Genomic DNA, 20,369 nt, shown 5'->3' with positions numbered 1-20,369 from the left:
GTGCATCAGCCAACAAAAAAGCCTGTACATGCACACTATCACCTACCTTTTAGCATATTTTCTTCAACACGATATTGTGTGCCATACCCTAATTGAAAATGCACGCGATACTCTTTACCTAGAGTTGAAGTAAATGTTTCTGTCGTGGGACTAAGTGATCCTAGACCACTTACTGATAACTCTTGATATTCAGTCGTTGGTGTCAACGATTTTGGATATACCAGAATTTTTAGGGTCTTTTGTCCGACACTAAACTTGACCTGTTTTGGCTCAAACTGGATCCACGTATATTGCTTTTGTTGCTCCCCTTGATAGATCGTTGCAAACCAGGTTTGACGCAATTCATTAAAGAACAACTTTTCTTGTAAACTAGCTAAGGTATGTGTTCCTAGACCGATCCCCAATAAAAATATGCAAGTTGCAATAAAAAGGGTCACAGTCACTTCAACAAGCGTAAAACCTCGAACTTTCATGGTCATTGCTCATTCTTTTCAACTTTAAGATGATGCTTTTCAATGGCAGCTACTTGTTTAGCTGTCAAATATCCAGCTTTTTCAAGATCCGTTGGAGCAACATTTTCCATCTCAGTTCCTTTTTCATCGGCATATAGTTGGGCTTGGGTATCTAACTCAGCTTGCAAGGCTTGAGTATTGACCTTTTCAGCATTGGAACGTTGTTTAGCGACGTTAGGCATGATGATCAAGATCAACAAACTGATGATAAAGATAACAATTGCCATCTCCACTAACGTAAACGCTTTCATCTTGGTTTTTTTCATTTATACAGTCCTCCTAAACTTGAATATAGCGGTAATAATAGCGCTAAGTATGTGCAAATGATCACTATTGCGATCACCATAAACAGTAATGGTTGGACCCAAGCTAACAAATGATCCGATTTTTCTAATAATTTTTGATAAGCTAGTTTGGAATAAGCCAGCAGATCTTTACCGATCTCTTCTTTTGAGCGACCTTTTTGAAAAAAAAGTGCTAATTCAGATGGAATAAATGGATAATGTTCCATGATCAGTGTCAACTTTTCTCCACGGGCTAACCGCTCCGAAAAGGCACGCCCCAAGTGATAAAGTAAACTTTTTTCATCAAAGTGTTCTAGTAATCCACAAATTTGTTGAAATTCTAATCCACTTTCGATCAATAGACCCAAATTAAATGTCAAATAATAACAATTATATTGACGATATAAGCTCCCGACGATCGGTAAGCTACTATACCAACTGTGCCGTCCAAAGATCGATTGCTTTTTCCACCAGTAAAAAAAGTGGATCACTCCTAAAATGAATAAACTCAATAAGACTAGGCCACCAAATTTAACAAAGATCAGGTAGGAAAATGGATCTTTACCAGTCATTGAGACTGAAAATTGTGCGATCTCAGGTGCCAACCAGATCTTCAAAGCGATCATCAAAAATAATAATAACCCTAAAATGATCACTGGATATAACAATAATGACTGTAACTTTTCACGTTGCTGCACACGTTTTTTTAGATACTTTCCTAACTGAAAAACACTTTGATCTACACTGCCATGTTTTTCAGCGATCACAAGTTGACAGTAAATATTAGTTGTCACCTTAGATCTTAATGCCTGACTGAAACTTTGACCTGTTTCTAGCTCGGCGATCACCGTCGCTAATCCATTTTTAGGCAAAAATACCTTTAAACTCTGCAAGGCTTGTTTGAGTGAAAAGCCTGCCGTTAAAAGATCGGCTAATAGATCAAAAAAATTTGCTTGTTGCCGCAAAGTCCACTTAGCCATGCGCAAATTTTTTCGCTGTCGCAACGGTAATTTTCCCCTTGGTTGCATTTTGTTCAAGATAACGCCCCCAATCTGCTGACATCCCATTATTTTCTTGCTTCACGTTTTCACTAAAAAGTTCGGCCTGTTGGATGATATCAAACAAAACTGCTTGGCCCTTTGACTTTAGTGGCAACAAACGTTGATATGAGACCAATTGCAAAACACTTTTTAATTCTGACCGTGTGATCCCTAGATCAGCTAAACGTTCGATGACACCATAAGCACTAGTCGCATGTAACGTACTCAAAACTAAATGTCCACTTAAAGCCGCCGTCAGTACAGCACGGGCAGTTTTTTGATCACGGATCTCACCTACGATAAAAATATCTGGATGATGTCTTAAGGCAGCTTTGAGCAAAGTCGAATAATCCATTTGAGCTTTTGGATTCACTTGGATTTGCAAAAAACTATCCTCTCTGATCTCGATTGGGTCTTCAATACACATCACTTGCTGTTGCTTTTGAGCTTTAGCTAGTTGATACATCGCTGTAGTCTTCCCCGAACCCATCGGACCAGCAAAAATAACTAGTCCCCGCTTTTGACACACTTGTTCTAAAAGCGTCCATTGTTCTGGCACTAAATAATGATATTTGATGCTTTTTAGTGGGTATATCAAACGAATGACCATTGATTCGCGCCCTAAAAAATCACCCACCGTCGAAAAACGCAAGTACAACTGCTGCTCTCCGATCTTTTGTTGCCACGCACCTAACTGTGGCCTCCGATGCTCGCTTAGCATCATATCCGCTTTAAACTTAAAAAAGGCTAATAGTTTTTGAGCTTGTTCAAAAGTCAATTCGCTTTGAACAAGATAATGACCACGGATAAAATACTTAACTTGATAACATGTTTTTGTCGGCAAAAGTAAAATATCTAAAGCCGATACAGCTACCGCATCCGTTAATAGTTTCGTTGCTAGTTCCATCCTTTATCCCTCCTTCACTTTATAAATACGCAAAGCAGGGAAAAATATTTTTTGAATTTTGGGATAAAAAAAGATGACTGCCTAAACAGTCATCAAATGTCGTTATTATTAAAAATTTGCTTCACCTAAAGCGTCGTTGACTTCATTTAATTGTGGGATCGATGGGATCGCCCCCAATTTTTGTACAGCCAAAGCCGAAGCCATGCTAGCAAAAACGATCGCTTCTTCGATATTAGAGAGATCTTTATCCAATTGTGAACTAAGCGCACCTAAGAAGGTATCTCCTGCCGCCGTCGTATCTAAAGTAGCGACCTTAAAAGCCTTAATAAAGCCTTCAGCCGTTGTTGTTTTATAGTAAGCACCCTTACTTCCTAAAGTGATGATCGTATTTTTCACACCCATTTTGGCTAACTTAGCTGCAGCTTGATACCAAGATTCTTCTGCATTGATCTTGATTCCGGTCAACAATTCTGTTTCGGTCTCATTTAATACGATCAGATCAACATTTTTAAGCAATGCTTCTGGTACACGTTTGGCTGGAGCAGGGTTCAAGACCGTTACGACATCATTTTCCTTAGCATATTTAAAAGCCGTGATCGAAGCTTCGATCGGGGTCTCAAACTGAGTGATCAAGAAATCTGCCGTCGTGATCTTTTCTTTGGCAGCTTCAATATCATCATCAGTGATCGCTTGGTTAGCCCCGCCCAAGACGAGAATACTATTTTCACCGTTTTCTTGTAATAAAATAAATGCTTGGCCAGTTTCTTCAGTTGCTAACGTTACACTAGTTGCATCGATCTTTGCATCTTCGAGGTAACCTTTCATCAAACGCCCCTGTTCATCAGCTCCTACTTTACCGATAAAGGCGGTTTGGGCACCAGAACGAGCAGCTGCGATCGCTTGGTTAGCCCCCTTGCCTCCTCCTGCAATTTTTTTAGCTGACATCGTCATTGTTTCACCGGGCAACGGCAGACGCTTGACTTGCATGATATTATCGACGTTCAAGCTGCCTAAAACTGTTACTCTATTGACCATAGTTTCCTCCATAAGTTTTATTACTAGCATATCTTTTAACGTAATTTGAAAATTCAAATCTTTAAGTCACAGTCCATATTATAGCATAAATAGCATTAAAATACTTGGTATTCCTGGATTTTTATGTAAAATAAAAGGGTTGCATAAATTGCAACCCAAGGTTTAATTAGTCTTCATCTGGAAATTCAGCTGAAGTAAATACTTCAGACACATCATCCTCGTCTTCAAGGCGATCGATCAAACGTTGTAATTGTTCGACCTTGTCTTCTGGAACTGGGACAGTATTTTGTGGTACCATCGTGATCTCAGCTGAATCTAAGTCATACTTAGCTTGTAAAGCATCACGTACATCTTCGAAGATCTTTGGTTCTGTATAGATCTCAAAAACTTCATCAGATGTTTGAAGATCTTCAGCACCTGCTTCGATCACATCTTCAAACATTTGATCTTCATCAACGTCTAGATCTTCACGCACGATCGCAATGTAACCTTTACGATCAAACATGAAACTAACAGAACCGGTTTCACCTAAGTTACCGCCGTTACGGTTGAAGTCAGTCCGCACAGCTGAAGCAGTCCGGTTACGGTTATCTGTTAAAGCATGAACTAAGATAGCCACCCCAGCTGGACCATAACCTTCATAAGTGATCTCTTCGTAGTTAGCACCATTTGCACCAGTAGCTTTATCAAGGGCACGTTTGATATTATCTTTTGGCATGTTAGCAGCACGTGCTTTTTCCATTACAAGGCGCAATTGTGGGTTGGCGTCTGGGTCAGGACCGCCACTCTTTGCAGCCATGTATAGATCTCGCGAGATTTTTTGGAAAATTTTTCCACGTTTTGCATCTTGAGCGTTTTTACGCCCTTGGATGTTATGCCATTTTGAATGTCCTGACATTTCTAATACCTCTTTCCGAAAAGTAAAATTTAGCAATAAGCCGTGTATATTTTAACAAAAAATATTATTGGTTGCAAGATTCTCAACCATTTCGCCGTTTTTTCGATCTATATAGAAGTAACATTGCAAACATGACACCTAATAACGCACCACACGAATCTAAGATCACATCTTGGATCAGTGGTGTCCGATCACCAGTAAACATTTGATGGAGCTCATCAGTCCCCGCATAAAACGTTGCTAACATCCAACTAGTAAACGCTACATGCCCTAACTTAGGCCAATAGTGTGCAAGCCCTAAAGAGGTGAGTCCGCCTAATAAAAAATACGTCCCAAAATGAGCCCCTTTGCGGATAAAAAATTCCACCAATTTATAATAGCCGATATTTGCAATACTGATCTCTTTGCCAGCATATCTGAACGAAATTTGGCTCAACCAGTTTTCTAATGGCTTTTGGGCTAGATGTTGCTCTAAAAATGGGACTGATGTTTGTTTAGTGTAGGGCATTGATGAACTGATAAACAAAACGAGCACAATGAGCCCTGCGCCAAATAAACATAAATTTTGCCAATTAAATACTTTGTTTATTTTCATTTTTCTCCTTATGACCAAAAACGAGCAAGGGCTTTCCCTGCTCGTTAGGTGATCTATTTAGTTGAAGCGCGCTTGATGTAACCGTATGGTAGTTCGATCGTCTTTTCAGCTGAAGACATATCTTCTTTATTCATCATCTTAGTCAAGAAGCGCATTGAAACTGCACCGATATCATACAATGGTTGGGTGATCGAAGAAAGCTGTGGGCGAACGATCTCAGTCAACTTAGAATTGTTGCTGGTAATGATCTCAAACTCAGCTGGCACTTTGACGCCTGCATCTTTAGCTCCATTCAAAACGCCACAAGCTAATTCGTCATCCCCGACAAAAGCTGCTGTTGCCTTAGCAGATGCCAAAGCAGGCCATAAAACTTCACCAGCACGATAGCTATAGTCTGTTTCAAATACAAGATCTGGATCATATTCGATGCCATGCTTAGCTAAAACGTTCTTGTAACCTTTCAAACGGTACTCACCGTTGATCGGATCACTCATCGGTCCTGTGATGAAAGCCACTCGCTTGTTACCATGATTGATCAGATCAGCTACAGCTTCTTCAACTGCAGCCACATAGTCAACATGGACACTTTCAACTTCATTTTTAGCATCAACTGAACCAGCTAAGACGATCGGTGTCTTAGCGCGTGCAAATTGAGCACGTAACTCGTCTGTCATATTATTGCCCATAAAGATGATCCCATCAACTTGTTTGGCTAATAAAGTATTTAAAACTTGTGCTTCCTTTTGAGGATTGCCATCAGAGTTAGCTAAAATAATGTTATATTTGTACATTGAAGCTACATCGTCGATCCCACGTGCTAAAGAAGAAAAATAGACATTTGTCACATCAGGGATGATGACCCCAACTGTGGTAGTCTTTTTACTTGCCAAGCCACGAGCGACTGCATTTGGACGATAATCCAAACGATCGATAACTTCAAGCACTTTTTTACGTGTTGCGGGCTTAACATTTGGGTTACCATTAACGACCCGTGAAACAGTAGCCATTGAAACAGCAGCTTCACGTGCAACATCGTAGATTGTAATTGTTTGTTTTTCCATGGTTTTATCCTCTCACTAATTTTATTTTCAAAATCGTTTTCATTGCGACCCTATCTAATTTATCAAAGTTTTTACCTGATTGCAAGCGTTTCAAGAATTTGTTAGCTTCTTTTCATGTATTTTCATTTTCAAAGTTATCTAACGCTCACTTACTACAAAAATGTGTTATAATGTAGTCGCTTTGAAAACAATTAAAGGAAGTGCTTTTAATGTCACATCTTAATACTGTCCAAACATGGTTAGCTGACAATAACTTGGACATTGCTTATATCAGTGATTGGAAAAACATCCAATATTTTACCGGCTTTGGTAGCGATCCGTTTGAACGGACACTAGCACTCTTTATCTTTCCAGATAAAGATCCTTTCCTCTTTGCACCTGCACTTGAGGTCGAAGCGATCAAAAAAGCGGGCTGGAAATATCCTGTTTATGGCTACTTAGACCATGAAGATCCTTATGCTTTGATCAAAGAACATATCACAGAATTAGCCTCACCTAAGCATTGGGCTTTGGAAAAAGATAACTTGACTGTGGTTCGTTTTGAGGCTCTCCGAAAATATTTCCCTCAAGCCGAATTCTCTGGGAATCTCTCTCCTGTGATCGAACGTGAAAAGCTTTTTAAAACACCAGCCGAGATCGAACTGTTAAAAACAGCGGGTAAATGGGCTGATGTTGCCTTTGAAGCCGGCTTTAAGGCACTTTCGACCAAGCGGACTGAACAAGACGTTGTGGCCGAGATCGAATACACGATGAAGAAAAACGGTATCATGCATATGAGTTTTGATACGATCGTTCAAAGTGGAGCCAATGCCGCCGACCCTCATGGGGCTCCAAAAGCTGATCTTATCAAGCCAAATGAACTTTGCTTGTTTGATCTAGGTGTTGATTATAAGGGCTATATGTCCGATGCTTCACGAACAGTTGCTTTTGGTAAAGTCAGCGATAAAGCAAAAGAGATCTACCAAGTCTGCTTAGAAGCACAATTAGCTGCTCAAGCTGCAGCTAAGCCTGGGATGCGGGCTTTTGAATTAGATAAGATCGCACGTGATATCATCACAAAAGCTGGTTATGGTGAATACTTCATCCACCGCCTAGGACATGGTATTGGTCAAAGTGATCATGAATTTCCATCTATCATGGAAGGAAATGAATTAGTCCTTGAACCTGGAATGTGCTTCTCGATCGAACCTGGGATCTATGTTCCAGGAGTGGCTGGGGTCCGGATCGAAGACTGTGTTTACTTAACTAAAGATGGTAATGAACCATTCACACATACGACTAAAGAACTTCAAATCATCCCTTTAAATTAGCGAATTAAAGTAAAAAATAGCGCTCCATCAACGGAGCGCTATTTTTTACTTTAATCGTTGTGTGGATAAAATGTTTCAGTTGGTTTTTCGTAAGGTTGATCTTTTTTATCCTTAGCTTCACCAAAAGCAGAACGACCATCGATCACGATATCGTCATTCCAATCTTCAGAAGCTTCATCTTCAGCTAGATCATCAAACTTATCCTTAGTGTTCTCCAACCGTTCTTTTAAGTCAGAAGTTGCTTGTTTCAATGAAGCCAAAGCATCTTGAACAGCTTGTTCGTTCTTGAATTCATCAGCTCGGCTGACAACTTTTTCTTTTAAGTCATCAACACCATTTTCTTCCAAGAATTGTTGCAAGTATTGATTATATTTCAATGCTTTTTCACGTCCGTTCAAGACGGTCTCATCGACTTTCATCGCTAACTTATCTTTTTGGTCAGCGGTCAACTTCTTTGAAGCGACCAAAGCTGCACTTGCACCAGCTGCAAGCATTCCAAGACCAACTAACAATTTCTTACTCATAATACTCCACTCCTTAAAGTTTACTTACTTTGTTTTTGTTTGTGTCGTTGGTAAAGACCAAGTGCCATTTTACCGACGCGCAATGCAGCACTTGTTTTAGCCGCACTTTCAGTTGAACGTACTACCTTATCAGCCATTGAACGACTTGCTACGTTCAAATCAGATACACTTTCACTTAGTTCGGCTGCGGTTTTAAACAAGGGATCTAATTCACTTACTTTGTGATTGACATCTTCCATCAAAACATTAGTCTTTACTAAAAGCTCATCCACATTGCCAGCAATACTGTTAGCATCCTTAGTCAAGATCTGAATGCTGTTATTCATCTCTTTAACAGTCGTCACTAAATGCTTTAGCACTGTACAAATGAAAACAACTAAGATCAAAAATGCTAACGCTGCAATTAACCCAGCAATCTGTCCAAACGTTATTGTCATTTTATACCCTCCATTAAGTTTTCATTGTCTTTAGAATATCATTCAATCACAAAAACTGCAATTATTACGCAAAAAATATTGTTCAAAACTAAAAACTTCTTTCGCACTTTTCAAAAAAATTTGCTATCATTAGTACATAAATTCTGAACATAAAGGATGGATCTCACTTGTATCTATTAGCTACAACGGATAAGACGCTCTCATCCGACGTTTCAAAACAAGTAGTCAAACAAACGGGCGTCTTAGACAATTACATAAAAAATATCAATTGGGACAACATTATCACTAAGATCATCATGGTGACTATCTCACTTATTTTGATCTCTTTACTCTTCTTGATCATTCATTCTGTTGGGAAAAAAATCATCGCCCGCAGTTTTGCCACCGCCAAGAAAAAAGATTCTAATTACTCTATCGGACGTTTGGGAACGATCTATACTTTGACCCAAAACATCTTTCATTACTGTGTTTTGTTCTTCTACTTTTATGCGACCCTTTCGATCTTAGGTATCCCTGTTAGCACCTTACTCGCTTCAGCCGGGATCGTCAGTGTTGCGCTTGGTTTAGGGGCTCAAGGTTTTGTTACCGATATTGTAACTGGTTTTTTTATCCTGCTTGAACAACAATTTTCGGTCGGTGATGTTGTCAAAATAAATACGATCACCGGCAAGATCCACGCTGTTGGTTTACGTACAACGCAAGTGATCAGTGACGATGGAACATTAAACTTTATCCCTAACCGTAGTATCACCGTCGTTAGCAACATGTCACGTAACAATATGCAAGCCGTGATCGATATCCGTTTAGACCCTAAAAAAGATGTTGGTGAAATGAAAAAGATCATCACCCAAGTAAATCAAAAAATCGTACCTAATTTATCCGAGATCGTCACAGGCCCAACGATCTTAGGGGTGGTCCCCCTTACAAATGGCGAATTAGTTTTCCGGGTCACTGCCTATACTAAAAATGGTGCCCAAGCCACAGTCCAGCGCATTTTATTGGATAACTACTTACGTGCCTTAAAGGATGCAGGTTTCAATATCCCGACTTCACCATTAAATTTAGGCACTACTGCATAAAATCAATGCCCAAACTGCTGATCTGTAGTTTGGGCATTTTTAGGTCATTTTTTTTCGACCGTATATTCTTTTTCTAAATCATGCGCCAAATAATTGACAGCTTTCATCACTTCACGACGGGTCAAGATCCCGGTAAAGACTCCATTTTCATCGACAACTGCAAGGAAAGCCTGATCGACTAAAAGATGCAAGATCTCTTCCATATCATATGGAGGACAGATCGTTGGAACATCTGTCTGCATCACATCCTTGACCTGGATCCGTCCCAAACGTGTAGGATCGATCCCAGTCAAGCCTAACATCGTCTCCGTGATCATCGCCAATGACAGTAGTCCCTTAAAATGTTGATCTTGGTCTAATACAGGTATCTTGGCGTACTTGACCTTACTTAAAACTAAAAATGCATGTTCAAGACTATTGTTCTCTTGAACATTAGCTACGATCTCAGCTGGGATCAAAAATTTCTCTTTACGCTGATTTAGCAATTGTGAAACTGCTTTTGATATCATATAACTTTTACTATTAAAACTATCCTTTCATCCAAATATTAATACTACTTCTATAATTGTATGCGTTTTAGTGAAAAATACAACCCTTACCCCTGTGCAACTCACTAAAACCCTACTTTTTTCTAATAAAAAATATTTCTGAAAGCCTATTGACACCCGCCATTGCAATCATTATAGTTATATGAGTGTATTATTTCATTGTTATTTATTTAGGAGGAAAATATGGAGTTCGCATTAAACTCAAGATTAATGGCCGAATTTTTTGGAACAGCCCTCATGATCATGTTGGGTAACGGTTCGGTGGCCAACGTTGAATTGAAAGGAACTAAAGGTTATCACAGTGGTTGGATCGTTATCTCGATCGGTTACGGTTTTGCCGTAATGATCCCAGCCTTGATGTTTGGAAAGATCTCAGGTAACCATATCAACCCTGCATTTACTTTAGGATTAGCCATCGCAGGCGATTTCCCATGGCATGAAGTCTTACCTTACATAAGTATGCAATTCTTAGGCGCAATTGCTGGACAATTAGTCGTATTAGCTTGTTTCAAGCCACACTACGACATCACCGAAGATCCAGAAGCTATTTTGGCGACCTTCTCAACGATCGATGCAACTGAAAGTCGCTTCAATGGTTTTGTCAACGAATTCTTTGGTACATTTACTTTAGTTTTCAGTGCTTTAGCGATCACACATTCGCCGATCTTTAACCTCGGTAACCAAGGGGCTGGCTTTATCGGTATCGGGCTCTTAGTTATGGTTATCGTAACTTCCTTTGGTGGTCCAACTGGTCCTGCTTTGAATCCAGCACGTGACTTAGGTCCACGGATCGTTCATGCATTGTTCCCACTTAAGCACAAGGGGGCTTCCCAATGGCGTTATGCTTGGATCCCAGTTGTAGCACCATTTGCTGCCGGTGCTTGCGCGACCCTTTTATATAAAGCTATTTTTGGGTTATAATACCTATGTTAAGGCTTGACGTCATAACGTCAGCCTTTTTTTATTACACTTTTACAGAAGGGATCTCTACTATGAACTTAAAAACACTAGGAAGTTATGCTTGGCGCATTATCAAATTCATTTTACTAGGTTTGTGCTTGATCTTACCCCAACAAGTTTTTGCCTTACCTTATATTCTTCCCCAAAACTTTAGTCCGTTAGCGACAAACATTTTAATGTGGGGCTTACTTTTATTGGGATATGCACTAATTATCTTTATTTTTAGCCACCAATTCAAAAAAGGTCAGCCAACCCCTAATAAGATCTTTCAAAAACTATCTAACCAAGATATCAATGCTATCATCACAGGTTTTATCGCCTTGTTCATCATCAAGATCATCTATACAATGTTCATGAGTCAAGTTGGACAAACCCAAAATGATCAGGCTTTGCAACAAATGTTTAAACTCTCGACCAATGCTGCTGTCATGATGTTTCTGATGACAGCGATCTTTGCTCCGCTATGTGAAGAGCTACTCTTTCGGGGGATCTTTATGCGTTACTTCTTCCCTAAAAATACTGTTTTAGCGATCTTTTTTAGCGGACTAGTCTTTGGAGCACTTCATTTCCATCTAGGCGATATTTTTTGGACGCTCCTTTTATATTGTGCCTTGGGCTGGGTCTTAGCATATTATTATAAAAAGACAAATAAACTCTTGGTCAGCATCTTGATCCACTTTTTAAATAATATTTTGCCTGCCTTATTCATGCTCTTTTCAGCGTTATTTACCAAATAAAAAAATCCGCAAACTGTTCGCAGTTTGCGGATTTTTTACTAATGCCTATTTATCTAAACGAGCACTCAATTCTTTAGTTAATTCTTCGTAACCTGGTCGGCCAAGCAAAGCAAACATGTTCTTCTTGTAAGCTTCAACACCTGGTTGGTTGAATGGGTTGATACCGTTCAAGTAACCTGAAATACCAACTGCGATCTCGAAGAAGTAGATCAAGTAACCTAAAGTATAGGCTGTTTGATCTGGGATGTTAACGATCATGTTAGGCACATCACCATCAGTATGAGCCAACACAACACCTTCCATTGCACGATCGTTGACATAGTTCATTGTCTTACCTTCAAGATAAGCCAAACCATCTAAGTTTTCTTCTTCCTTAGGAATTTCAGTATCATGTGTTGGTGTTCCAACATGGATAACTGTTTCCATCAAGTTACGACGACCTTCTTGGATATATTGACCTAAGGAGTGCAAGTCTGTTGTAAAGTTAGCTGAAGATGGATAGATCCCTTTTTGATCTTTACCTTCAGATTCACCCATCAATTGCTTCCACCATTCAGCGAAGTATTGTAAGGTAGGTTCGTAGTTTTCCAAGATCTCAGTTGTGTAACCTTTACGATACAAGATGTTACGCAAAGCAGCATATTGGTAAGCTTCGTTTTTAGCAAGATCTGCATCAGTATATTCACTCCGAGCATCAGCAGCCCCTTGCATCAAGGCATCAACATCAGCACCTGAAACTGCGATCGGTAATAAACCAACTGGTGTCAAGACTGAGAAACGACCACCAACATCATCAGGGATCACGAATGTTTCGTAACCTTCTGCATCAGCTTCGGTCTTCAATGCGCCACGTGCGCGATCTGTTGTTGCATAGATCCGCTTCTTAGCGCCTTCTTCACCATATTTTTCGACCAATTTTTCCTTGAAGACACGGAAGGCGATCGATGGTTCAGTTGTTGTACCTGATTTTGAGATCACGTTGACAGAGAAATCTTTGTCTCCGATGAGTTCGACCAAGTCATGAACATATGAACCAGAGATCGAGTTACCTGCAAAGAAAATTTGTGGTGCATTACGTTTTTCTTGTGGCAACAAGTTGTAGAACGTGTTTTGCAAGAAATCGATCGCTGCACGTGCACCTAAGTAAGAACCACCGATCCCGATCACAACTAAAACTTCTGAATCGTTTTGGATCTTTTTAGCTGCTTCTTTGATACGGGCAAATTCTTCTTTATCGTAGTCAACTGGTAGATCTAACCAACCGCGAAAATCTGCGCCTGCACCAGTGCCTTGGCGAAGTTGTTCGTCAGCGGCATTGACCATTGCTTGCATTTCGTTTAATTCATTGTCGTGAACAAACTTTGTTAAGTTTGAACTGTCAAATTTGATGTGTGCCATGTTATAATTCGCGCTCCCTTTACAATTTTTATTACGCCTTTAATTATACTATAAAATACAGAAATTTAAAGTCAAAACCAAATATAAATTAAGATTTACGCTTAAAAGTCCTTAATTTTACGATCAGGCGATCATCACAAATGTAAACGCCACCGTTCTTCATATATAAAAAGCCATGCCGCTCATGCGCCATGGCTTATAAATCATTATTTTAAAAGACCTAACATTACACCACCGATGATGACCATCAATGAACCAATTGTAACATAGACCATTTCTTTTTTCGTTTTGTGTTCGCCTAAAAGTAAGATCGAGCCAAATGTCGAGATAACGATCCCGGTTTGTGAAAGTGAAAAACTTACGGCTAACCCGATCATCGCAGTTGCTTGGAACATGCATAAGTTACCTGTGCCCCAAACTAGACCTGTAATGATATTTTTGAAACTTTCCTTCTTGAATGCATCTTTACCTAAAGCAAACATTGAAGCTCCAGCGACCATCCCTAAAGCTTGAGGTAAGACCATAGCTTGAGCGTCAACTTTCAATAAATTGACAACGACGGTGTAGCCTAAGTAACCAGCTGTGGATAAGACTAAAGCTGTCGTTCCTTTTTTCCAATCTTCATTTTTCTCGATACTATTAGCACTCTTATCACGTAAAGCTGTTAACACCGCACCTACAACTAAAATAACTAAAGCTAATGTACCTAATGATAATTGGCGCGTTGTTGTCCACTCATGGAATAAGAAGATCCCAGCTAAAGCGTTAGTCACCAATTGTGCCCCCGTTGAGATCGGCACGGTCTTGGAGATCCCGACTGCTTTCATTGCGTGAAACTGTTGATTTTGGCCTAAGCTCCAGAACAAACCAGATAAAATACCAGCTACCCAAAGTTGCCAATTGTTATTTGCTAAAAAGTTTCCTGGAGCAACTATTGTCGTTACGATCGCAAAGAGCAAAGCCCCCCAAGTCATCCCTAGAGTTTGTTGGTTAGCATTACCACCCAACTTACCACTGATCAATCCAATACTTCCCCAGGCTAAAGCGGGGATCAAGGCTATCCACATAATCAATTCCCTCGTTTCTCTTCAATTCTTTTCTTAATAATTCTCATGCAATATAATATTTTAGCAGTTTTATGCAAACCATTACAAGAAAAATTTTAGGTTAATTCTTTCATTTTATTTTATATGAAAAATTTTTTCACGTACTTTTTTCACAAATCTCCCCCCTCTATCGCCACTAGCTTTTGCCACAGTAGTAATTTATTTTATGTGAATAAAATATATATTTTTTAAGAAACCCATAATAATTGAAAACAATTTTTCTATTTTCATAACTTCAAACTTACCCAACGATATCTTTAATATTTGCTAAAATTCCCTTGAAAAATTGACGCTTGATTGCTAACTGGTTTAGAATTAGGTGATATGCCAATTACTTTGAAAGGACGGTCTGCACCTGTGAACTGGACAAAATTACGAAATTTTATCAATACACGGTGGGGCTTTTTTGCACTTGTCTCGTGCCTGTTTTGGTTAAAAACGATCCTAGTTTATTTGATCGATTTTAACCTTGGTGTCCACGGGATCTATCAGTATTTTATCCTGTTGATAAATCCGATCGCGACGACGCTTTTACTCTTTAGCATTGCACTTTACATCCGTAAGACGATCCCTGCCTATTTATGTCTATTATTACTTTACATAGCTAATACGGCATTTTTATTGATCAGCGTTATTTATTACCGCGAATTTACTGACTTTATGACTATGAACGTGATCTTTGGGTATTCTTCGGTCTCACAAGGACTAAGTGGGAGCTCGTTTTCGCTGTTAAAACCCCAAGATATTTTGATCATTATTGACGTAGTAGTCGTCTTACTATTACTCTTGACTCGTCAGATCAAACTCGATAAACGTTTCATCCCTAAGAATCAAGCCGTAGCTATGACCTCTTTTTCCCTAATGTTTCTACTATTGAATATCACGTTAGGTGAGATCGATCGTCCGCAATTACTGACGCGAACTTTTGACCGTAATTATTTAGTCAAATATTTAGGGATCGATGCCTTTACCGTATACGACGGGTTAAAAACAGCCAAGACTAGTCAAACACGTTCTAAAGCTACTGGGGCTGATCTAAATAAGATCATTGATTTTACTCAGGCTAACTATGCTGCTCCCGATCAAAAAATGTTTGGGATCGCTAAAAATAAAAATATCATCGTCATCCATCTTGAAAGTTTTCAACAATTCTTGATCGACTATAAATTAAATGGACAAGAAGTCACACCGTTTTTAAATAGTCTTTATCACGGTAAAGAGACGTTCTCGTTTGCTAATTTCTTTAATCAAGTCGGTCAAGGTAAGACCTCCGATGCTGAAACGATGCTTGAGACTGGCGTATATGGTTTGCCTCAAGGTTCGATGTTTTCGACTTTAGGAACAGATAATACCTTTGAAGCTATGCCCGCGATCTTAAATCAAAGTCAAAATTATTCTTCAGCCGTTTTTCATGGTAACTCAGGCTCATTTTGGAATCGAGATAAAGTGTATAAAAACTTTGGTTACCAATACTTCTTTGATGCCAGTTACTATGATCAAAATGCTAATAACTTAAGTGAATATGGTCTTAAAGATAAGTTATTGTTCCATGATTCAGTTAAATACTTAGAAAAATTACAACAACCATTTTATGCTAAATTCATCACGGTCTCTAATCACTTTCCGTTTAGTTTAGATGATCAAAACAAGAGCTTTGAAGCCGCTAATACTGGCGATAGTTCTGTCGATAATTACTTTGTTACGGCCCATTATTTAGATCAAGCTGTTAAAGAATTCTTTGATTATCTCAAAGCTTCTGGACTTTATGATGATTCAGTGATCGTACTTTACGGTGATCATTACGGGATATCTAATTCACGGAATTTAAAATTAGCTTCTCTTTTAGGAAAATCTTCCTCAACTTGGAGCGACTTTGACAATGTTCAGATGCAACGTGTCCCATTTATGATCCACATCCCAGGACAAGAAAATGGTGGGATCTTTGAGCAATACGGTGGTGAGATCGACGTCATGCCGACATTACTTCACCTAGCTGGGATCGATTCGAAAAAATATCTTTTATTTGGTTCAGATCTCTTTTCCAAAGATCATGATCAAACTGTCGCTTTTAGAAATGAGAATTTTATCACCCCAAAATACACCGTTGTTGGTAGTACGATCTACGAAAACAGCACCGGTAATGTGGTAACTCATCCGTCTAAAAAAGTCCAAGCTCAATTAAAAGCAGCACAAGAGCATGTCAACTCGGCGCTTTCACTCTCGGATTCGCTCAACAATAAGAATCTCTTGCGCTTCTATGTGCCAACTGGTTTTACGCCCGTTGATCCAAAAGATTTCAACTATAAAAATCAAGTTGAGCAATTAGACAAGATCCAGGCTAAACTTAAGGGACGTTCAACTAGTCTCTGGTCTAAAAATAATGACCACTCCACCGCCGATAAATATCACTCCGATGCCCCAGAACTTAAACAAAGTGACAGTGGTGAAAATACTAACGAACAAGCTCCTAGCGTTGAATCAACGCTAGAAGATACACAATAACAAAAAGCCCTTATCGAAAATATTTTCGATAAGGGCTTTACTTATGGAGATGGCGGGAGTCGAACCCGCGTCCAAGCATATCGTAACTCAAGTCTCTACGCTCATAGTCATACTATTTGAATTTCATCGCTGATCACGCCGGATGACAGGGCCAACATCAACGACTAGCCTAAGAGTCTCTTCTCAGCATTTCAGGCTAAAACACTGAGCGTAGTCTGCTAATATAGGACCCGCAACTGACACACAGACGATATCAGACGGATCTACGCAATGCTGACTAGGCAGCTAAAGCGTAAGAGTTGTTATTATTTTTTGCAGTTATAATTTAAACTGAGCGTTTTATAGTAGCCGCAACCTACTAAGCGCAACTCAAGCCCGACCTATACCTGTCGAATCCTAAACATCCCCAAGTTGACTACTGAGTTATTGTAGCACACCTTTTTTAGAAAAGCAAAAAAGTGTTTTTTTTAATTGACAACTAATTTTTAGTATAGTACAATTCACTCATAATCAATTTGGAAAGGAAGAGAACTATGAACAAGACAGTTATGCAACTCACAAATATTCGTTGGCAACGCCAGCACTAGGTTGCTTCTGTGTGCACAGATGCGACCGTACGTAACGTATTGTTCGTATCTGTGCTGGTTCTCTTAAATCGACCCGCATGGATCAACTACCATGCGGGTCTTGTTAAAAAGCACTTCCCGCGCTCAGTGGGAAGTGCTTTTTTTCTTACCGCCCGCAATAGATACGAACGTAAAAAATCCAAAGGAGGAATTTACTTATGAAACGCTTAATTGGCACAATTGCAGTTTTATTTTTATTTTTGATCTTTGCATTTTTCCGCTCAACTGATCAAGCCAAGAAAAATCAGACCCCAACTGTTGGGATCTTACAATTGACATCACATCCCGCTTTAGATGAGATCCATCGCGGGATCATTGCTGCCTTAAAAGAAGAAGGCTTTATCTCAGGGAAAAACATCAAGATCGATTTTCAAAATGCCCAAAATGATCAAAGTAACCTCAAATCTATGAGTCAACGCTTTGAAAATGAAGATGCGGCGGTCATGATCGGGATTGCTACTCCAGCCGCCCAATCATTAGCAAATACCACTAAGACGACTCCCATCGTTATGGGGGCGATCAGTGATCCGATCGGGGCAGGTCTAGTTAAAGATCTCAAGCACCCCGGTGGTAATATCACAGGCGTTCAGCACAAAGAACCGATCGCGCTTCAGCTTCAATTGATCAAAACGATCATGCCTGAGCTAAAGACAATTGGCGTTTTACACACTTCAAGCGATGATTCATCGGCAGCTGAAGTCAAAGAATTTTCCCAACTAGCTCAAAAAGCGGGGATTCAAGTAAAAGAATATACGATCACTTCGACTAATGACATCCAACAAGTTTCGGCTACAATGGCAAGCAATGTGCAAGCGATCTATATTCCAAACGACAACACCGTAGCCTCAGGGTTTCAAACAGTCCTCAAAAATGCTAACCAAAATAAGATCCCGATCTTTCCTTCAACCTCTGAAATGACACGGCAAGGGGGACTAGCCACTGTCAGCGTTAGCCAGTATGAACTTGGTAAAATGACAGGTAAGATGACAGCTGCGATCTTAAAAGGAAAAGATCCAGCTGACATGGCGATCGAATATCCGACTAAAGGAACTACCTACCTCAACCAAAAGCAAGCTCAACAACTAGGGATCGACCTTCCTAATGAACTAGTTACACAGATCAGTAAAAAAGGAGTTGTTATCAAATGAATCTAATCGTATCAGCAATTGGGCAAGGATTGCTCTGGGGCATCCTTGGTCTAGGACTTTACTTGACCTTTAGGATCTTAAAATTCCCCGATATGACAGTTGAAGGGACCTTTCCCTTTGGCGCTTGTGTTTGTGTTTCTCTGATCACCCAAGGAACATCACCTTTTATCGCAACTTTAGCTTCCTTTGGGGCGGGACTTTTGACCGGATTTTTGACTGGGATCTTGTACACCAAAGGAAAGATCCCCGTATTATTAGCCGGGATCTTGGTCATGACAGGGATCTACTCGATCAACCTCCGTGTTCTGGGAAAAGCAACGGTTGGTTTATTAAACCAAAATACTTTGCTAAACACTGGCATGTTACGTGAATTACCAAATAGCTTTCCCTCGGTGACCCTCGGCTTGATCTTACTTACACTTTTGATCTTACTGCTAGCGCTCTTTTTAAATACCGACCTGGGACAAGCATTTATCGCAACTGGTGATAACAAACTGATGGCTCGCTCGTTAGGGATCAATACAGACAACATGGAGATCTTAGGCTTGATGATCTCTAATGGTTTGATCGGTCTTTGCGGTGGCTTGATCGCCCAAAATGACGGTTATGCCGATGTCAATATGGGGGTCGGCACGATCGTTATTGGTCTAGCTGCGATCATTATCGGTGAAGTTGCCTTTGGTGAACTCAGTTTGACCGCTCGATTAGTCGCTGTTATCTTAGGTAGTATCTTCTATCGTTTCGTCTTACTCATCGTTTTAAAACTTGGATTTAGCACTAATGATTTCAAATTACTCTCATCTTTGATCCTAGCATTATGCCTAATGTTACCAGTCTTAGAGAAGAAATTTAATTTCAGCAAAACATTGAAGAAAGGAGTCCAAAAGCCATGACACTCGAATTAAAAAATATCACGACCGTAGTCAATCCCGGAACAGATGAAGAAAAAAAGATCTTAAAAAACCTTTCTCTTACGATCGAGACTGGTGATTTTATCACACTTCTAGGCACGAATGGCGCTGGGAAATCGACCCTTTTAAACGTGATCAACGGTTCACTCAAACCATCTAGTGGACAACTTCTTTTAGATGGGATCGATCTGACCTCACTCTCGGACGTCAAACGCGCTTCGTATATCGCTCAAGTCTTTCAAGATCCTAAAATGGGCACCGCTCCACGAATGACAGTTGCTGAAAATCTTTTACTAGCACTAAAACGTGGACAAAAACGCACTTTGCGTCCTCGGCGCTTACAAGCCCATCTACCTCAATTCAAAGAATTGACTGCTAAACTACCTAATAATTTATCCGAACGATTACACACTTTCACTGGTGATCTTTCTGGGGGACAACGCCAGACATTGAGCTTTTTGATGGCTACGATCACACGCCCAGATATCTTGCTCTTAGATGAACATACTGCAGCACTTGATCCTAATACAAGCGCCGAGTTATTAAAACTGACCGATGAAGTGATCACCGAAAAGAAACTGACCTGTCTAATGATCACCCATCGCCTGCAAGATGCTTTACGCTATGGCAATCGTATTATCATCTTAAAGGATGGACAGATCGTCTTAGATACCCGCGACAAAAAGGAGCTAACTGAAGAACAGATCCTGACTTACTTTGCTAATTAAAACAAAGAGGCACTAGAAAATTT

21 protein-coding genes and 1 other RNA gene are annotated in these 20,369 nt (G+C 39.8%); 8 read left to right on the top strand and 14 right to left on the bottom strand.

From position 1 onward, the window contains the following. Positions 1-38: 38 nt before the first annotated feature. From LMU01S_RS06105 to ccpA, 8 genes are all read right to left on the bottom strand, one after another. Positions 39-479 (bottom strand): comG operon protein 4 (comGD), encoded by a 441-nt coding sequence (locus tag LMU01S_RS06105; protein ID WP_225354611.1) that lies wholly within the window; start codon positions 477-479, stop codon positions 39-41. Further along, on the bottom strand, positions 476-778 hold the full coding sequence (locus LMU01S_RS06100; protein WP_004051698.1) for a prepilin-type N-terminal cleavage/methylation domain-containing protein: 303 nt from the start codon (positions 776-778) through the stop codon (positions 476-478). The genes LMU01S_RS06105 and LMU01S_RS06100 overlap by 4 nt, the downstream gene beginning before the upstream one ends. After that, on the bottom strand, positions 775-1,824 hold the full coding sequence (gene comGB, locus LMU01S_RS06095; protein WP_225354612.1) for a competence type IV pilus assembly protein ComGB: 1,050 nt from the start codon (positions 1,822-1,824) through the stop codon (positions 775-777). Before comGB ends, LMU01S_RS06100 begins: the two co-directional genes overlap by 4 nt. Beyond that, entirely contained in the window at positions 1,769-2,743 is a 975-nt protein-coding gene (comGA, locus tag LMU01S_RS06090) for a competence type IV pilus ATPase ComGA (protein WP_056959943.1), read from the bottom strand. The genes comGB and comGA overlap by 56 nt, the downstream gene beginning before the upstream one ends. A gap of 108 nt (positions 2,744-2,851) precedes the next feature. Continuing rightward, positions 2,852-3,778, bottom strand: coding sequence for a ribokinase (gene rbsK / locus LMU01S_RS06085; RefSeq protein ID WP_056959941.1), 927 nt, complete (start codon positions 3,776-3,778; stop codon positions 2,852-2,854). 166 nt (positions 3,779-3,944) lie between these two features. After that, positions 3,945-4,676 (bottom strand): YebC/PmpR family DNA-binding transcriptional regulator, encoded by a 732-nt coding sequence (locus LMU01S_RS06080; protein ID WP_004051694.1) that lies wholly within the window; start codon positions 4,674-4,676, stop codon positions 3,945-3,947. A gap of 82 nt (positions 4,677-4,758) precedes the next feature. Continuing rightward, positions 4,759-5,271, bottom strand: coding sequence for a VanZ family protein (locus LMU01S_RS06075; protein WP_056959939.1), 513 nt, complete (start codon positions 5,269-5,271; stop codon positions 4,759-4,761). Positions 5,272-5,324: 53 nt separating this feature from the next. Next, the gene (ccpA, locus tag LMU01S_RS06070; RefSeq protein WP_056959937.1) at positions 5,325-6,332 is read right to left on the bottom strand and encodes a catabolite control protein A; all 1,008 of its coding nucleotides are present in this window, start codon (positions 6,330-6,332) and stop codon (positions 5,325-5,327) included. A 209-nt stretch (positions 6,333-6,541) separates the two neighbouring features. Here ccpA and LMU01S_RS06065 point away from each other — a divergent pair, with 209 nt between their 5' ends. After that, complete coding sequence (locus LMU01S_RS06065; protein ID WP_056959934.1) at positions 6,542-7,642, top strand: M24 family metallopeptidase; 1,101 nt, start codon at positions 6,542-6,544, stop codon at positions 7,640-7,642. Positions 7,643-7,692: 50 nt separating this feature from the next. Here LMU01S_RS06065 and LMU01S_RS06060 read toward each other — a convergent pair whose 3' ends face one another. Beyond that, positions 7,693-8,166: a hypothetical protein gene (locus tag LMU01S_RS06060; RefSeq protein WP_056959933.1), complete on the bottom strand. Its 474-nt coding sequence runs from the start codon at positions 8,164-8,166 to the stop codon at positions 7,693-7,695. Positions 8,167-8,186: 20 nt separating this feature from the next. After that, positions 8,187-8,603, bottom strand: a complete 417-nt coding sequence (locus tag LMU01S_RS06055; RefSeq protein WP_056959929.1) for a DUF948 domain-containing protein — start codon at positions 8,601-8,603, stop codon at positions 8,187-8,189. 167 nt (positions 8,604-8,770) lie between these two features. Here LMU01S_RS06055 and LMU01S_RS06050 point away from each other — a divergent pair, with 167 nt between their 5' ends. Next, on the top strand, positions 8,771-9,682 hold the full coding sequence (locus LMU01S_RS06050) for a mechanosensitive ion channel family protein (RefSeq protein ID WP_056959927.1): 912 nt from the start codon (positions 8,771-8,773) through the stop codon (positions 9,680-9,682). A 44-nt stretch (positions 9,683-9,726) separates the two neighbouring features. On the opposite strand, the gene cbpB is transcribed toward LMU01S_RS06050, so the two are convergent. Continuing rightward, positions 9,727-10,191, bottom strand: coding sequence for a cyclic-di-AMP-binding protein CbpB (cbpB, locus tag LMU01S_RS06045; RefSeq protein WP_056959925.1), 465 nt, complete (start codon positions 10,189-10,191; stop codon positions 9,727-9,729). A gap of 222 nt (positions 10,192-10,413) precedes the next feature. Between cbpB and LMU01S_RS06040 the strand changes: the two genes are divergently transcribed. Continuing rightward, positions 10,414-11,151, top strand: coding sequence for an MIP/aquaporin family protein (locus LMU01S_RS06040; RefSeq protein ID WP_056959923.1), 738 nt, complete (start codon positions 10,414-10,416; stop codon positions 11,149-11,151). 71 nt (positions 11,152-11,222) lie between these two features. Then, a complete protein-coding gene (locus LMU01S_RS06035) occupies positions 11,223-11,927 on the top strand; it encodes a CPBP family intramembrane glutamic endopeptidase (protein ID WP_056959921.1) in 705 nt (234 codons plus the stop codon). A gap of 45 nt (positions 11,928-11,972) precedes the next feature. Here LMU01S_RS06035 and LMU01S_RS06030 read toward each other — a convergent pair whose 3' ends face one another. Both LMU01S_RS06030 and LMU01S_RS06025 read right to left on the bottom strand, forming a co-directional pair. Further along, positions 11,973-13,325: a glucose-6-phosphate isomerase gene (locus LMU01S_RS06030; protein ID WP_004051667.1), complete on the bottom strand. Its 1,353-nt coding sequence runs from the start codon at positions 13,323-13,325 to the stop codon at positions 11,973-11,975. 206 nt (positions 13,326-13,531) lie between these two features. Next, a complete protein-coding gene (locus LMU01S_RS06025) occupies positions 13,532-14,392 on the bottom strand; it encodes a GRP family sugar transporter (protein ID WP_056959919.1) in 861 nt (286 codons plus the stop codon). A 396-nt stretch (positions 14,393-14,788) separates the two neighbouring features. On the opposite strand from LMU01S_RS06025, the gene LMU01S_RS06020 reads away from it, so the two are divergent. Then, positions 14,789-16,933 (top strand): LTA synthase family protein, encoded by a 2,145-nt coding sequence (locus tag LMU01S_RS06020; RefSeq protein ID WP_056959917.1) that lies wholly within the window; start codon positions 14,789-14,791, stop codon positions 16,931-16,933. 41 nt (positions 16,934-16,974) lie between these two features. Here LMU01S_RS06020 and ssrA read toward each other — a convergent pair. After that, positions 16,975-17,341: a transfer-messenger RNA gene (gene ssrA, locus LMU01S_RS06015) on the bottom strand. Between the two features lie 376 nt (positions 17,342-17,717). On the opposite strand from ssrA, the gene trpX reads away from it, so the two are divergent. Genes trpX through LMU01S_RS06000 form a run of 3 tightly spaced genes read left to right on the top strand, consistent with a single transcriptional unit; the run spans position 17,718 to position 20,346 of the window. Beyond that, positions 17,718-18,707, top strand: a complete 990-nt coding sequence (gene trpX / locus LMU01S_RS06010) for a tryptophan ABC transporter substrate-binding protein (protein ID WP_056959915.1) — start codon at positions 17,718-17,720, stop codon at positions 18,705-18,707. Further along, positions 18,704-19,600 (top strand): ABC transporter permease, encoded by an 897-nt coding sequence (locus LMU01S_RS06005; protein WP_004051661.1) that lies wholly within the window; start codon positions 18,704-18,706, stop codon positions 19,598-19,600. The genes trpX and LMU01S_RS06005 overlap by 4 nt, the downstream gene beginning before the upstream one ends. Then, positions 19,597-20,346, top strand: coding sequence for an ABC transporter ATP-binding protein (locus LMU01S_RS06000; RefSeq protein WP_056959913.1), 750 nt, complete (start codon positions 19,597-19,599; stop codon positions 20,344-20,346). Before LMU01S_RS06005 ends, LMU01S_RS06000 begins: the two co-directional genes overlap by 4 nt. The last annotated feature ends 23 nt before the right edge of the window (positions 20,347-20,369 follow it).

The sequence above is a fragment of the Ligilactobacillus murinus DSM 20452 = NBRC 14221 genome (genome assembly GCF_001591685.1).
Taxonomy (GTDB): domain Bacteria; phylum Bacillota; class Bacilli; order Lactobacillales; family Lactobacillaceae; genus Ligilactobacillus; species Ligilactobacillus murinus.
This window is presented reverse-complemented; position numbering and strand designations above follow the sequence as displayed.